This window comes from Desulfonatronum sp. SC1, from assembly GCF_003046795.1.
In the GTDB taxonomy this organism is placed as follows: domain Bacteria; phylum Desulfobacterota; class Desulfovibrionia; order Desulfovibrionales; family Desulfonatronaceae; genus Desulfonatronum.
In genome coordinates this window covers 1-15,208 of the sequence record NZ_PZKN01000016.1, presented here as the reverse complement: position 1 = coordinate 15,208, position 15,208 = coordinate 1, and the positions used below count along the sequence as shown (strand labels likewise).

The following is a 15,208-nucleotide window of genomic DNA, read 5'->3' as shown; positions in this document are numbered from 1 at the left end:
GCTGCGTCGCTACAAAAAGTTCAAATTCTCACGTATAAAGAAATACGCTTCGACCTTGAACTTTTCATGCTCCTTGCACTTGGGGTTTTTGAACGGACTGTCGAATTAAGACTATCTCAGTAAACAGTTATACGCGGCCCAGGGCAAAACCCTTGGCCAGGTGGTTGCGCACAAACCAGATCACCAAGGCCCCGGGAATGATGGTCAGAATCCCGGCGGCGGCCAGCAGCCCCCAATCCAGGCCCGTGGCGCTGACGGTCCGGGTCATCGTCGCGGCGATGGGCTTGGCCACGGTCGTGGTCAGGGTGCGGGCCAGAAGCAGTTCGACCCAGGAGAACATGAAGCAGAAAAAGGCGGTCACGCCGATTCCGGCCCGGATTAGCGGGATGAAGATGGTGATGAAGAAGCGGGGGAAGCTATACCCGTCAATAAAGGCGGTTTCGTCGATTTCCCTGGGCACTCCGGACATGAATCCTTCCAGGATCCAGACCGCCAGAGGGACGTTGAACAGACAGTGGGCCAAAGCCACGGCCAGATGGGTGTCGATCAGTCCGAACGTGGAATAGAGCTGGAAAAACGGCAGCAGGAACACGGCCGGGGGGGCCATGCGGTTGGTCAACAGCCAGAAAAAGACGTGCTTGTCGCCGATGAACCGATACCTGGAAAAGGCGTAAGCCGCGGGCAGGGCAACCAGCAGGGAGAAGACCGTGTTCATGGTCACGTAGGTAATGGAGTTGATGTACCCCGAATACCAGGCCGGATCAGTGAAAATCTTGATGTAGTTGGCCAGGGTCGGGTTATGCGGATACAGGGCAAAGGTGCTCAGAATATCCGCGTTGGTCCGCAGGGACATGTTCAGCATCCAGTAGATGGGCAGGAGCAGCAGGAGAAAGTAAAAAGCCAGCCCGATGTATCGTTTTTGAATCTTCATCGTTTTTCTCCCGTGCCCACGTTGAGCAGGGCCTGGAAAAAGATGTAACAAAAGAGGAGCACGATCAAAAAGTAGATCAGGGAAAAGGCCGCCGCGGGACCGAGATCGAACTGGCCCACCGCGACCTTGACCAGATAGATGGACAAGAAGGTGGTCGAGTTGCCCGGTCCGCCGCCGGTGAGCACAAACGGCTCGGCATAGATCAGAAAGCTGTCCATGAACCGCAACAGGACGGCAATGGTCAGGACGCCGCGCATCTTGGGCAGCTGGATGAAGCGAAAAATAGCCCAGTTCGTGGCTCCGTCGATTTTGGCCGCCTGATAGTAGGCGTCCGGGATGGCGCGCAGCCCGGCATAGGCCAGCAGGACCACCAACGGAGTCCAGTGCCAGACCTCCATGAGCATCACCGTGATCCAGGCGTGCAGCGGGGAGGACGTATGGTCAAAGGCAATGCCCAGGGCGTTCAGCGTCGCACCGAACAGGCCGATGTCCGGCCTGGTGAAGACCACCCAGGTCGTGCCGATGACGTTCCAGGGAATGAGCAGAGGCAGGGCCAGCAAGACCAGGCAGGCCGAAACGGTCCACCCTTTTCTGGGCAGGGCCAGGGCGATGAGTACGCCCAACGGAATCTCGATCAGCAGGACCAGGCTGGAAAACAGAAGCTGTCGCCACAGCGCGTCGCGCAGACGCTGGTCGTGCAGGACTTCCTTGAACCATTCCGTGCCCACGAAAATGCTTTGCCCCGGTCCAAAGATGTCCTGCACCGAGTAGTTGACCACGGTCATCAGAGGGATGATGGCGCTGAAGGCGACCACGGCGAAAACCGGGAGGATCAGAAACCAGGCCTTGTTGTTTTCCCATTTCTGCATGATCAATCCCCCAGCTTGATGAGTTGGTCGTCGGCGTAAAGTTTGATCCGTTCCGGCGGAAAGTGCAGCCAGCAAGCACCCCGGCGAGCTTCGCGGTCCTCCCGAAGCAAACCCTTGAGGACATGCTCGCCAAGACGGAGCGTGAGCACCTTGCAACTGCCCTGGTCCTCCACCAGGACCACCTCGGCCTGGACTCGATCCGGCCCGGGCTCGGCATGGACCTGGACATACAAGGGCCTGATTCCCAGGGATAGGCGTTTTGACGTTGTCCGTGCCGCCTTTGCCAACTCCTGTGGCAGGGAAATGGAGTTGTCGTTGATGCGGATGTCGTTGCCGACAAGGGTCACGGGCAGGATGTTCATGCCCGGGCTGCCGATGAAATAGCCGACATAGGCATGCTCGGGGTTTTCGAAAAGATCTTCCGGGGTGCCCGCCTGGAGGATGGCGCCGTCGGACATGACCACAACCTGGTCGGCGAAGGTCAGTGCCTCGACCTGGTCATGGGTCACATAGATCAGGGTCAAGTGAAACTGGGCGTGGATTTCCTTGAGTTTCCGGCGCAATTGCCATTTCAGATGCGGGTCGATGACCGTCAGGGGTTCGTCGAACAGGATCGCGGCCACGTCCTTGCGGACCAGCCCCCGACCCAGGGAGATCTTCTGCTTTGCGTCCGCATCCAGACGGGCCGCGCGCTTTTTCAAAAAAATGGACAGGTCCAGGGCTTCAGCCACTTCATGAACCCGCTGGTCGACTTCCGCGGCGGGAACGCCGCGGTTGCGCAAGGGAAAGGCCAGGTTGTCGTAGACGGTCATGGTGTCGTAGAGAACCGGAAACTGAAAGACCTGGGCGATATTCCGCTGCTCGGGCGGCAGGGCCGTAACATCTTTTCCGTCGTAAAGCACTTGGCCCTCGCTGGGAGTCAGCAGGCCGGAGATGATGTTTAGAAGCGTCGTTTTTCCGCACCCCGAAGGGCCAAGCAGGGCGTAGGCCCCCCCATCTTCCCACACGGTCTGGACGCGCTTCAGAGCATAGTCCTCGGCGTTTCGAGGAGAGGGAAGATAGCTGTGGGCAATTTCTCGCAGTTCGATCCGGGCCATGGTTTCCTCACGCGGGATCAGGATTCCTGAAGATTGGGAGCGCGCACCAGCTCACCGTCAATACTGAAAATGTAGATTTTCCGTGGGCGGACAAAAACGGGGATGCGGCTGCCCAACGGATAGCGGTGGATGCCTCTCTCCTGGACGACAAGCGCCAAGCCGCCGTAATCGACGTGGATAAAGGTCTCCGAGCCGCTGATTTCGGACAGCTCCACGGTACAGGTAAGTTCCAGGTCGCGCTCGTGCAGCCGGGACATGTTCAGGTGGTGCGGGCGGATGCCGAAGAGGTATTCGCCGAGGGGCAGGCCGGTCAGATGGCCGTCCAGAGGCGTCGACAGATCCTCGCCAAGACGGGCGTGCGTTCCGTCCACCACGGCCTTGATCTTGTTGATGGGCGGGTCGCTGAAAATATCCGCCACCTGGATCGTGGAAGGCCGTCGGTAAACTTCTTCGGTGGGGCCGGTCTGGAGTACGCGACCTTCATGCATGATCACGATGTTCCCGCCAAGCATCAGGGCTTCGCTGGGCTCGGTGGTGGTGTAGAGGACGATGGATTCCCGCTGTCGGAAGATTTCCTGGAGTTCCGCCCGCAGTTCCTCCCGTAGCTTGTAGTCCAGGTTGACCAGCGGTTCGTCCAGCAGGAGCAGGGCTGCGTCCTTGACCAGTGCCCTGGCTATGGCAGTGCGTTGCTGCTGTCCGCCGGAGAGTTCCTGGGGGAGCCTGGTCAGCATGGGTTCCAGGTGGAGCATTTTCGCGGCCTCCATGACCCTGGCGTCCACGTCCGCCTTGGACATGCCGCTGATGCGCAACGCTGAGGCAATATTATCGTACACCGTCAGGGAGGGGTAGTTCACGAACTGCTGATAAACCATGGCCACGCTGCGCTTGCGGACCGAGACGCCGGTCACGTCGACGTCGTTTTCCCGGATGACGCCTTTCGTTGGGCGATCCAGCCCGGCCATGATCCGGAGCAGGGAGGTCTTGCCGGCCAGGGTCCGGCCCAGGATGATGTTTTGCGTTCCTGAACGCAGATCAAGGTTGATGTCTTGCAGATGGACTTCCTGGCCCACAAATTTATCGACATTCGAAATCGAAAATCCCATGTGTCGACTCCATCCCGGCGGTACGCGCGGCGCTAAGAAAAAAAGCAATTAATCACAGCTTGTTAAAAAAATGAGTGTTTTAATTATCATCCAGGAAATAAAAAAACAAGTAGAAATGAAAGAAATGAAAAAGAATCATGTGGCGACATGGAGTTTCACGTCCTGGGTCGCCAGAATTTCCATCAGGCTCGCGGGGGGCGCTTGGTCGGTAAACAGGGCGTCGATTTCGGCGATCCCCCCCAGCCTGACCATGGCGTTGCGTCCGAACTTGGTGTGATCGGCCACGAGAAAAGTCCGGCGGGAGTTGTCGATGATGGCCCGTGCCGCGCGAACCTCGCGATAGTCGAAATCCAGCAGGGTCCCGTCCATGTCGATTCCGCTGATGCCGATGATCCCGTAATCAACCTTGAATTGCTGAATGAAGTCGATGGTCGCTTCGCCGATGATCCCGCAATCCCGGTGGCGGATGAGCCCTCCGGCGACGATGATGTCGATGTGGTCGAAATTGCTGAGGATCGAGGCCACATTGAGGTTGTTGGTGATCACGCGCAATCGTTGGTGGTTGCACAGGGCCTTGGCCACCTCCTCGGTGGTCGTGCCGATGTTGATGAACAGCGATGCATGATCGGGAATGTGTCTGGCAACCAGGGCGGCTATCCGCTCCTTTTCTTGGAGGCAGAGGATTTTTCGATCCGAGTAGGCGAAATTTTCCGTGCTGGAGAGCGTTCCCGCGCCGCCATGGTAGCGGTGGATCAGGCCGGCGTCGCTCAGGTCGTTGATATCCCGGCGGATGGTCTGGGGGGTGACCTTGAACTCTCGGGCCAGGTCGTCGATGGTGACGTAGCCTTTGCCCTGAACAACCTTCAGGATCTTTCGATGGCGAGCGGCCACGCCCTTGGATTTCCCCTCGCTCAACCCAGCATCGCCGACCGCTGATGATTTCCGTGGGGTTTGGGAGCACGCAGCGAAACTGTTTCGCCGATCCCCGGCACTTTTTTTTTCTTGAGCATTGGACATGGCTTTTTTTCGTTTTTGAAAGAATAATTAAAATTATGTTGTTTTCTGAATTGCAAAGTGGCATGGTGAGGGCTGAAAGCTAACCTGGGTAACGATTGAAAAGTGTCCGTCAGGAAGGATCACAGGGCACGGCTTGTATAAAAAAACAAAAATATTCTAAGAGTTGTCTCTTTGTTGTGGGGCACTGTGTTTATGAGAAAAGCCATGCTGAAACAAAGTACGAATATTTTCGTTGTCGTGATCGTTTCCAAGTGTGCGGTCTTTCGTATCACCAGGAAAGAGGCAATACAAGTTGTTCTTCCGAAAAAATGACCTGCACGCCTTTGGTTTGAGTCGGTTTGTTTCTTGCGAAAAACCGGTTCCAGAGGCTTGAACCCAGGAGAGTCCATGTCGGCAACAACCGTGCTGATCATCGGGGCGGGCGTCACCGGGACCGGTTTGGCCCGGGACCTGGCCTTGCGCGGAATTTCGTCCATCGTGGTGGATAAAACCGACATCAATGCCGGAGCCTCGGGCGGGAATCACGGCCTGTTGCACAGCGGGGCGCGCTACGTCGGCGGGGATGTCATGGCTGCCGTGGAGTGCCGGGAAGAAGGCGGAATACTGAAGAATCTGGCTCCGCATTGCATTGAGGACACCGGCGGTCTTTTTGTCGCCGTGGCCGGAGATGATGAACGATACGTCGCGGATTTCGCCTTGAACTGCCGAAAGGCCGGAGTGCCCTGCCGGGAAGTGGACGCCGGGACGGCCAGGGAAATGGAACCGGTTCTCTCGGACGGGATCATCGCCGCCTTTGAAGTCCCGGACGCTTCCGTGGACCCGTTCCGTCTCTCCCTGGACAATATGGCCCATGCCGAACAACTGGGGGCCCGGTTCATGCCCATGACCCGAGTCGTCGCCCTTCGCGTCGCAAAGGGCCGGATCGTTTCGGTCCAGGTTCAACATGTCGTCACCGGGGAGGTCGCGGACATCAAGGTGGAGCAGGTGGTCAACGCCGCCGGGGCCTGGGCCGGTGAAATTCTGGCCCTGGTGGGCCGAGAGATCGACTTGGTCTTCTCCAAAGGTACGCTGCTGGTGACCAGCGACAGGATCAGCCGCCGGGTGATCAACAGGCTGCGGCCCGCCGCGGATTCCGACATCCTGGTGCCCGGCGGAACCGTGTCCATTCTGGGCACTACTTCGCTCCGGGCCGCGCATCCGGAAGACTTTCGGCCCACCGTTGCGGAGGTGGACGCGATCATCGACGACGCCAAGGCCATGATCCCGGTCCTGGACACGACTCGCTACATCCGGGCCTATGCCCGCATTCGTCCGCTTTTCGGCAGTTCCTCGAACCAGGACGACCGGGGCGTCAGCCGGGGATTCGCCCTGCTGGATCACGAAGCCCAGGGGCTGGACAATTTTCTGACCATCACCGGCGGGAAACTGAGCACCTTTCGCTTGATGGCCGAAAAAACCGCCGACCTGCTCTGCGCCAAACTTGGTCGGGGCGGCCCCTGTCAAACCAGAAACGTCGCCCTGCCGTCCTTTTCCAGCGGGAAGTGGACCGAACCGGGGTCGGCTCCCCGGGAGTGGATGCGCCGCAAGGATACGGACGAAAAGGTGATTTGCGAATGCGAGATAGTCCCGCAAAGCGTGATCGACGAAATCCTTGCCGGGATGCCCGCGGCGTCTTCCGGAACCACGCTGCTTTCCGTCGGATTGCGAAGCCGGGTGGGCAAGGGGCCCTGCCAGGGCGGGTTCTGCGCCATCAGGCTGTCCGGGTATTTATATGACCGGGGCGTGCTCGCGCGGGATCAAGGGCTGGAAGAAATGCGCGCCTTTCTGGAAGAGCGCTGGCGGGGCATTCGGCCCATTGTCTGGGGGTATCAGGAGATTCAGGCCGAGTTTCAGGAAGCGTTGCATTGCGGTCTGTTAGATCTGGAGCTGAACACGAACACGGCCGGGAGGGGCTGAAGCCATGACGTCTTCCGTGGATGCGTACGACCTCCTGGTCATTGGTTCGGGCATGGCCGGGATGGCCGCCGCGGCCTTTGCCGGTCGGAAGGGGCTGCGGGTCGTGCTGGCGGGCTCGTCCGGTCAGTCCCATTTTTCCAGCGGCCTGCTGGATTTGCTGGCCGTGCATCCGGTTGCCGAGGGCAAGGTCTGGGACGATCCGTTTCAGGCCCTGGAAGCCTTGATCAGCGACGACCCGGACCATCCCTACGCCCTGCTGGGCTCGGAGACCGTTCGTCGGTCTTTTGCCTTATTCTGCGATATGTTGAAGGACCTGGGCCTGCCCTATACAGGCCATGCCGACCGCAACGCCTCCGTGATCACCACTTTGGGCACGGTCAAGAGGACCTTCCGGGTCCCGGCCTGGATGTGGAACGCGGAACGCGGTCTGCGGGACAACCCCGCAGCCCTGATGGTCGATTTCACCGGGCTCAAGGGCTTCAGCGCGGCGCGGATCACCCAGACCCTGGCCCCTCGCTGGCCGAACCTTACGCCTGTCCGCCTCTCCTTCCCCCTGCCCGGCCCCCTGTATCCGGAGCATATGGCCGCGGCCCTGGAGGTCGGGGCGCACCGGGCAACCTTGGCCGGGATGCTGGCAAGGCGCCTCCGGGGCGTTGAAATGGTGGGTTTTCCTGCGATACTCGGCATTGCCGATCCCGGGACCGTCCATGAGGACATGGAGCGCCTGCTGGGCGCGCGGGTGTTCGAAGTGCCGACAATGCCCCCGTCCGTGACCGGTTTGCGCCTGAAAGCGGCCTTCGAGGCAGCCGCGCCAGGCTTGGGAATCCGGGTTATGAACCAGAAACTGGTCCGGAATGTTGTCCGGGACAAAGACTGGTTCCAGGCGGACATCGGCACCCGGGAGTCGGAAACGTCCGTCCGGGCACGTTTTGCCATTCTCGCCACCGGGCGGTTTTTTGGAAAAGGCTTGCTGGCGCGGCGCACGGGCGTCGTTGAGACGGTGTTCGGCCTGCCCGTGGAGCAGCCCGGGGACCGGACGGCGTGGCATGACGAGGCGTTTTTGTCCGGCAACGGCCATGCGATCAACCGGGCCGGGCTGCGCGTTGATTCCCGGTTCAGACCGCTGAACAACGATGGCCTCCCCGCGCATGAGCGCCTGTACGCCGTGGGCTCCATCCTGGCGGGCCAGGACTGGGCGCGCCAGAAATGCGGTTCCGGCCTGGCCGTCGCCACCGCCTACGCCGCTGTCCGGGACATGCTCGCACAGTGACGGCCGGTGGTCTTGTCCGGACCCGTTGGCCCTTGATCGATACCAAACCCACAAGAGGTTTGCGCCCATGACCCTCTACCTGTTCCTGCTCTCTACGGCCCTGGCGCTGTGCGCCGGGGGGATTCTGGCCAAGGCGGCGCGCTGGGTGGTTCCGCGGGCCGGACTGCGGCCCCTCCCGCCTCCGTCCGGGTCGCATGCCAAAAAGCCCTCGCGATCCGCTCCGGCTTCCATCCTGCCCGGCGCCGCGCGCATGATTCGGACCCTGGTCCTGGACATCCTGTTCCAGGGGCACCTGCTCCGGGAAGGCAGCCCGAGACGATGGGCCATGCATTTCTGCATCTTCGCCGGGTTCACGGGGCTGATCGTGATGCACGCCCTGGAGGGATTCATCTCCGAACCGTTTTTTCCGGACTATCAGCCCACCCTCAATCCGTACCGCTTGCTGCGCAACCTCTTTGGAGCTCTGGCCCTGGGCGGGCTGCTCATTGCCTGTTACAGGCGGATAATTCTGCGGGACATCCGCAGGACAACCACCTTCGAAGACGTGTTTACCCTGGGGCTGCTGATCGTGATCATTGTTTCCGGCTTCGCCCATGAGGCCTTGAAGATCATGTCCCCGCGGTCATTCGACCGGATGGTCGAACAGTACTACCCCCTGCGCGACCAGGAGGATATCGACGCCCTTGGCGATTTCTGGGGGCTGCGTTTCGGCGTGGTCTTCACCGACCGGGAAATCTCGGCCGAGCGGATCGAACCGGGCAAAGAAGTGCATGAACTCTTCTGCATGTATTGCCACGCTCCCCCGGCTTCGGCCTTTGTCTCCTATCCCTTGTCCAGGGCGTTGCGGCCGATGGGACGGCCACTTGAGACGAACAGCGGGGACGTGGTCGTCTGGTGGGTGCATGTGTTGTCCGTGTTCGCGGCCCTGGCCTGGCTGCCCTTTGGCAAGCTTTTCCATATCGTCTCCACGCCCCTGGGGCTGCTGATCCGCTCTCCTGATCCGGCCCGAGAGGCCGCCGCGCCGCGACCCGTCTCCGGAGTGAAGCGCGCCGTGGGGTTGGACGCCTGCGTGCATTGCGGAATTTGCAGCCGCCATTGCAGCGTGCTCCCGGCCTACCTGGCCATGGGCAACCCGAACATCCTGCCGTCGGAAAAGGTGGGGGCCATGCGGCGTTTACTCGCGGCGCGAAACGCGGCTGGGCCGGATCTGGAGGCCTTTTCCGAAGGCGGGTTCATCTGCACCGAGTGCATGCGCTGCACCGAAGTTTGCCCCGCACGGATCAATCTGCAGGATCTCTGGCTGGTGTCCAAGCAGTTCGCGGCGGATCAGGGACAACCGGAACGCTACGTGCGTTTGCGCCGTTCCTTGAGCGAGACCGGTCACCAATTGAAACCGTCGGGCGAGCCGGCCTGGACCCCGCCCATCTCCTCCCCGCGCCACCCCCTGTTGTCGGACCGGTCCCGGACCTTTCAGGCCTGCCTGAATTGTTCCGTCTGCACCGGAGTCTGCCCCGTGGTCTCGGCCCTGGACATTCCGGACCGGGACCGAGACGTCTCCCCGCACCAGCTCATGAACCTCGTCCGTCAGGGCATGATCCGCGAAGCCTGCGCATCCAGGATGCTCTGGAACTGCACGACCTGTTACCAGTGCCAGGAGCACTGCCCCGACGGGATCAAGGTGGCGGATATTCTGTATGAGCTGCGGGATTTGGCCCACCGGGAGGCGAAAGAGAAGGATGAGGGATGAAACCTGATGGGGGTTTTGGGGTTTTCGTTTTTGCGGTGGAGGGCTGTGATGCAGTATGCGTGGTTTCCGGGGTGCAAGGCGCCGTTTCATTTGCCTGAATACTTGAGTTCGTCGCGTGCGGCGCTGCGGGCTTTGGGCATGGCCGTGCGGGACGTGGAGTTCAACTGCTGCGGATACCCGATCCGCCATCACGACGCGGAAGCGGCCCTGGTCTCGGCGGCCAGGAATTTCGCCCTGGCCCAAAATGCCGGACTGGACATCCTGACTCCGTGCAAATGCTGCTTCGGGGCATTGAAACACGCGCTGCATGTTTTTCAGCGCAGTCCAGTGCTCCTGGACAGGGCCAACGCGCTGCTGGCCGAAGAAGGGCTGGCCTTTTCCGGGACGATCAGTGTTGATCACATTCTGTCCGCCTTGAAACGGGAGATCGGGCCGGAAGCGATCCGTCGCGCGGTGACCAGGCCCCTGTCCGGGCTGAAGGTGGCGGCCCACTACGGCTGCCACGCCCTGCGACCGTCCGCGGTGACCGGGTTCGACGATCCCGGGTCGCCCCGCGTTTTCGAGGATCTGCTGTTGGCCCTGGGGGCCGAGCCCGTTGCCTGGCCCTTGCGCCTGGAGTGCTGCGGGGCGCCGCTGCGAGGGCGCAACGACAGGGTCTCGGACGCCTTGATGCACAAGAAGATCCAAAGCGTCCGCGAGTCCGGGGCGGATGTCCTGTGTACGGCCTGCACCTATTGCCAGACGCAGTTCCGGGACGAGCAGCGCATGCTTCCGGGAAGGCGCGTTCCAGCCGTGCTTTTTACCCAGTTGCTGGGCCTGGCCCTGGGCTGCCCGCCGGAATCCCTCGGGCTTGACGCTAACCGGGAGAGATGGTTTCTCGACCAAATGGGGTAGGGGTTTAACAAGGTACGGCCCTGGATCCGTTCCGGAGCACGGAATTCGGGGACGAATGACGGCGAACGTTGCCAACGGCAAAAGGAGTCCGCAATGAGCACATACATCGGCGCCGTGGATCAGGGGACCACGTCATCCAGGTTCATCATTTTCAACAGGAATGGGGAAATCGTGGCCATGGATCAGAAGGAGCACGCCCAAATTTTTCCCAAGCCGGGATGGGTGGAGCATGATCCCCTGGAGATCTGGACCAATACCCAGGAAGTTATCGCCGGGGCGCTGCGCAAGGCCGGAATCCGGGGCAGGGATCTTGCCGGCCTGGGCATCACCAATCAACGCGAAACCGTGGTGGCCTGGGATCGACGAACCGGCAAGCCCTTTTCCAACGCCATTGTCTGGCAGTGCACCAGGTCGCACGAGATCTGCAAGGAACTCTCCGCGGACGGCGGCGTGGATCGGTTTCGGAGCAAGACCGGTTTGCCCGTGGCCACGTATTTCAGCGGCCCGAAGATCAAATGGATCCTGGACAACGTGCCCGAGGCCCGCGAGGCAGCGGATCATGACCGGATCATGTTCGGAACCATGGAGACCTGGGTCATCTGGTGGTTGACCGGGGGGCCCATGGGCGGGGCGCACGTCACCGACGTGACCAATGCCTCCCGGACCATGCTCATGGACCTGGCCACCTTGGAATGGGACGACGAAATCCTGAGCATCCTGGGCATTCCCCGCCGGGGCCTGCCCAGGATCGTGCCCAGCAGCGCGGCCGAGTCCTGGGGGCCGACCATGGAAGACGGGCCGTTGGGGGACAGGGTGCCGGTCTGCGGGGCCCTGGGGGATCAGCAGGCCGCCCTGGTGGGACAGGCCTGCTTTGAAATCGGCGAGGCCAAGAACACCTACGGCACGGGGTGCTTTTTGCTGCTGAATACCGGACAGACCCCCATGCCGTCCAAGCACGGCCTGGTGACGACCCTGGCCTACCAGATCGGCGCGGAGAAGCCGGTGTACTGCCTGGAAGGCTCTATTGCCGTGGCCGGATCCCTGGTCCAGTGGTTTCGGGACAATCTGGGGCTGATCGAGCAGGCCCGGGATATCGAGCGGCTGGCCAAGCTCGCCGTGGACAACGGCGGGGTGTACATCGTCCCGGCCTTTTCCGGCCTGTTCGCTCCCTATTGGCGGCCCGACGCCCGGGGAGCCATCGTTGGCCTGACCCGATACGTGAACAAGAATCACCTGGCCCGGGCCGTGCTTGAAGCCTGCGCCTACCAGACCAAGGACATCGTCCAGGCCATGAACAAGGACTCCGGGGTGGACCTGAAAAAACTCAAGGTGGACGGCGGCATGGTCGCCAACGAGCAGCTCATGCAGTTCCAGGCCGACGTCCTGGACGTCCCGGTGGTCAGGCCCATGGTCACGGAAACCACCTGCCTCGGCGCGGCCTACGCCGCCGGATTGGCCGTGGGCTACTGGCAGAGCAAGGAGGAGCTGTGCCGGAACTGGTCCGTGGACAAGGTCTGGGAGCCCGGGATGTCGGCAACGGACCGCGAAGCCGGGTATAAAGGCTGGCTGAAAGCCGTGGAGCGGACCTATAATTGGGTGGAATGAACCCGGTAAGCCACGACCCATTGCACTGTGGTTTGATAGGACGCAGTGCTCCAGATAGTGACCATTAGAATGCTCTTGAAGCAACCTTGGGGACAGTATACTGATCACGCAAGGCACGCGACGGATTTCAAGGGGCTATTCGCTGTATAGCGAGGAAGCCAAGTTGTCTTGATTATTTCTTCCAGGGACTTTATTTTAGAATATATCATTAAGTTAAAATAAAGACGGATTGTGTTTTAGGTTTGAGGCAGGCGGATGCAGCGAGAACTTCAAGGCAGATACGTGACCATTTCGACGGTGGGTGAGAAGGCTCAGGCCTTCGTACCCGCGCCGCTGCCACCGCGTCCGCCCATCGACTGGACGCCAGAGCTGCGCGGCAAGTTCGATCAGGCGCTACTGGCACTCGGGCGGCTGGACAGCGTATCGACCTTGCTTCCGGACACATCACTTTTCCTCTACATGTACGTCCGTAAGGAGGCGGTGCTCTCCTCCATGATCGAGGGCACGCAGTCGTCCCTGTCCGACCTTCTTTTGTACGAGCTGGATCAAGTGCCCGGCGTCCCACTGGATGACGTGCGGGAGGTCAGCAACTATGTCGCCGCCCTGGATCGCGGCCTGCACCTGCTGGAAAAAGGGTTGCCTCTTTCGCTTCGGCTGTTTCGCGAAATCCATGCCGTTCTGCTGGCCAAGGGGCGCGGCGACAGCCAAGCCCCTGGTGAGTTCAGGCGCAGCCAGAACTGGATCGGCGGCACGAGACCGGGCAATGCGGCCTTTGTTCCGCCTCCGGCCGCGGAGGTCCTGGATTGCATGAGCAAGCTGGAACTCTTCCTCCACGACCAGCCGGAGCCGACCCCAGTGCTGCTCAAGGCGGCGCTGGCCCATGTCCAGTTCGAAACGATCCACCCGTTTTTGGATGGGAACGGCCGTCTGGGACGTTTGTTGATCACTTTGCTGTTATGTGAACAGAAGGTGCTGAAGACGCCGATGCTCTATCTCAGCCTCTACTTCAAGACGCACCGTCGGTATTACTACGAGCTGCTGAACACCGTGCGCCTGACCGGCGACTGGGAAGCCTGGCTCGACTTCTTCGCCGAGGCGGTGATCGTCACCGCTACCCAGGCCGTGGAAACCGCCCGGCAGCTCCTCGACCTGTCAAACAGGGATCGCGGCAGAATCAGCGGCCTCGGTCGGGCCGCGACATCAACCCTGCGGGTTCACCGGGAGCTGATGGAACATCCCATCGCCACCTCGGGTTCACTGGTGAAGAAAACTCGCATCACCCCGGCCACCGTCAACAAAGCGCTCGCCCACCTGGAACAGCTCGGCATCGTCCAGGAGCTGACCGCCCAAAAACGCAACCGCCTGTTCAGCTATGCGGGGTATATTGAGATCATGAGTCGTGGTACGGAATTGCCTGAGAGGTAGTTGACCGCGCTAACGCCTATTCGACCGCAAATTTGTACGGGCTGATTTATTTCGTCAAGTCCGGGATGCTATCTTCCTGGAAGTGGCATCCAACTCTGCTGATCCATCGGGAATATGCCAGCGGCGTTCCCGCCCGGCTTGTCATCGAGCGCGGAAAGGTGACAACCTACAATGCCAACCATGCTCATGGCTTTGGCACCCTTGATCCCGACACCTTCGCTCCATATCCCAAGAACCCGGTGATCGGCGCCTTTTTTCGCGAAATCGACCGGGCGGACGAACTCGGCTCCGGCATGCGCAACATGATGAAATACGGCAAGTTGTACGGCGGAGCCGATCCGCAACTTGTCGAGGGAGATGCTTTCCGGATGATAGTCAGCGTTCCCGAAGCGGGTGAAACCGGAAAAACGTCGGAGAAAACGTCGGAGAAGATTTTACGAGCAGCGCGGGAAAATCCTGGCATCACAATCGCAGAGTTGGCTGTATCCATCGGCGTTTCGACCCGTTCTGTCGAGCGAAATATCAGGAAACTACAGGACGGTGGACGGCTGGCCCGCGTGGGCTCAGACAAGGGTGGCCACTGGGAGGTACTGGACTGATGGCGGAACGACTTGATAAACGACTGGTACTCAATGAATGGCTGTTCAGCCTGCTCGGTTACAGCGATACCGAGCAGGGCATGAAACAGGTCGCGAAGATACTCCGGGACGAGCCGGTCGGCGTGATCGAGGCCAAGCGGGCCGCTCACTTGGGACATGGACGCAGCCGGAAGGAAATCATCGGCTGCCTTGGGCTGCACAAAAGCACAGTGAGCAGTATCTTGAAGGGAAAATACTAAAATACAAGACCTGACCCCGATCCCTACAAGACCTGACCCCGATCCTGCCGATCCTCTATTGAGGATGAGCATGATATTCTTCGCGCTCACCCAGATCCAGGTTTTTGGGCGATCGGTTGACGATCCTTCCGCGGAAGAAGGCATTATCAGCTTGGAAGGGGCGACGGCGACCTTTGTCGGCAGTTTGTCATCCTGCCTGAAAGGAAGACGTCGTAGAGCTGGTGGTTTCAGTTAATCAGGAGTTTAACAGATTGAACGTCATTTTTTTTTGGAAACGCAAGTGATTTCGGTGTGTTAAGTCGCCAATTCCTGTAAGACCCCACTGCTCACTCCGTAGCCCATGGCCTTCAGTATCTGGGCCTGGGCGTCGCTTGGTTCCTCAAGCTTGCGGGTCGCTTTTCGTGCCCCGGCATTCCAACAAAGACATGAATGGAGTGTGCGCATCTGCTGCATTGT

The 15,208-nt window shown here is 60.3% G+C and carries 13 protein-coding genes; 8 read left to right on the top strand and 5 right to left on the bottom strand.

Annotated features, from left to right (window positions below; translation table 11 throughout):
- Positions 1-127: 127 nt before the first annotated feature.
- The 5 genes from C6366_RS10045 to C6366_RS10025 form a co-directional block, all read right to left on the bottom strand.
- Positions 128-931, bottom strand: coding sequence for a carbohydrate ABC transporter permease (locus C6366_RS10045; protein ID WP_107737577.1), 804 nt, complete (start codon positions 929-931; stop codon positions 128-130).
- Positions 928-1,800 carry a carbohydrate ABC transporter permease gene (locus C6366_RS10040; protein ID WP_107737575.1) on the bottom strand — a complete coding sequence of 291 codons (873 nt, stop codon included), beginning with the start codon at positions 1,798-1,800 and terminating at the stop codon, positions 928-930. Before C6366_RS10040 ends, C6366_RS10045 begins: the two co-directional genes overlap by 4 nt.
- A gap of 2 nt (positions 1,801-1,802) precedes the next feature.
- Positions 1,803-2,897: an ABC transporter ATP-binding protein gene (locus tag C6366_RS10035; protein ID WP_107737573.1), complete on the bottom strand. Its 1,095-nt coding sequence runs from the start codon at positions 2,895-2,897 to the stop codon at positions 1,803-1,805.
- 17 nt (positions 2,898-2,914) lie between these two features.
- Positions 2,915-4,000: an ABC transporter ATP-binding protein gene (locus C6366_RS10030; protein ID WP_107737571.1), complete on the bottom strand. Its 1,086-nt coding sequence runs from the start codon at positions 3,998-4,000 to the stop codon at positions 2,915-2,917.
- 135 nt (positions 4,001-4,135) lie between these two features.
- Positions 4,136-4,891 carry a DeoR/GlpR family transcriptional regulator gene (locus C6366_RS10025; protein ID WP_233248453.1) on the bottom strand — a complete coding sequence of 252 codons (756 nt, stop codon included), beginning with the start codon at positions 4,889-4,891 and terminating at the stop codon, positions 4,136-4,138.
- A gap of 513 nt (positions 4,892-5,404) precedes the next feature.
- Here C6366_RS10025 and glpA point away from each other — a divergent pair.
- The 8 genes from glpA (at position 5,405) to C6366_RS09985 (ending at position 14,752) form a co-directional block, all read left to right on the top strand.
- On the top strand, positions 5,405-6,973 hold the full coding sequence (gene glpA, locus C6366_RS10020) for an anaerobic glycerol-3-phosphate dehydrogenase subunit A (RefSeq protein WP_107737567.1): 1,569 nt from the start codon (positions 5,405-5,407) through the stop codon (positions 6,971-6,973).
- A 4-nt stretch (positions 6,974-6,977) separates the two neighbouring features.
- Positions 6,978-8,243, top strand: a complete 1,266-nt coding sequence (gene glpB / locus C6366_RS10015) for a glycerol-3-phosphate dehydrogenase subunit GlpB (RefSeq protein ID WP_107737566.1) — start codon at positions 6,978-6,980, stop codon at positions 8,241-8,243.
- A gap of 67 nt (positions 8,244-8,310) precedes the next feature.
- The gene (locus C6366_RS10010; protein ID WP_107737564.1) at positions 8,311-9,990 is read left to right on the top strand and encodes a 4Fe-4S dicluster domain-containing protein; all 1,680 of its coding nucleotides are present in this window, start codon (positions 8,311-8,313) and stop codon (positions 9,988-9,990) included.
- Positions 9,991-10,038: 48 nt separating this feature from the next.
- A complete protein-coding gene (locus C6366_RS10005) occupies positions 10,039-10,884 on the top strand; it encodes a CoB--CoM heterodisulfide reductase iron-sulfur subunit B family protein (RefSeq protein ID WP_107737687.1) in 846 nt (281 codons plus the stop codon).
- Positions 10,885-10,977: 93 nt separating this feature from the next.
- Complete coding sequence (gene glpK, locus C6366_RS10000; protein ID WP_107737562.1) at positions 10,978-12,489, top strand: glycerol kinase GlpK; 1,512 nt, start codon at positions 10,978-10,980, stop codon at positions 12,487-12,489.
- Positions 12,490-12,744: 255 nt separating this feature from the next.
- Positions 12,745-13,914, top strand: coding sequence for a Fic family protein (locus C6366_RS09995; RefSeq protein WP_107737560.1), 1,170 nt, complete (start codon positions 12,745-12,747; stop codon positions 13,912-13,914).
- 32 nt (positions 13,915-13,946) lie between these two features.
- Positions 13,947-14,513, top strand: coding sequence for a winged helix-turn-helix transcriptional regulator (locus C6366_RS09990; protein ID WP_107737557.1), 567 nt, complete (start codon positions 13,947-13,949; stop codon positions 14,511-14,513).
- Positions 14,513-14,752, top strand: coding sequence for a hypothetical protein (locus C6366_RS09985; RefSeq protein WP_107737555.1), 240 nt, complete (start codon positions 14,513-14,515; stop codon positions 14,750-14,752). Before C6366_RS09990 ends, C6366_RS09985 begins: the two co-directional genes overlap by 1 nt.
- The last annotated feature ends 456 nt before the right edge of the window (positions 14,753-15,208 follow it).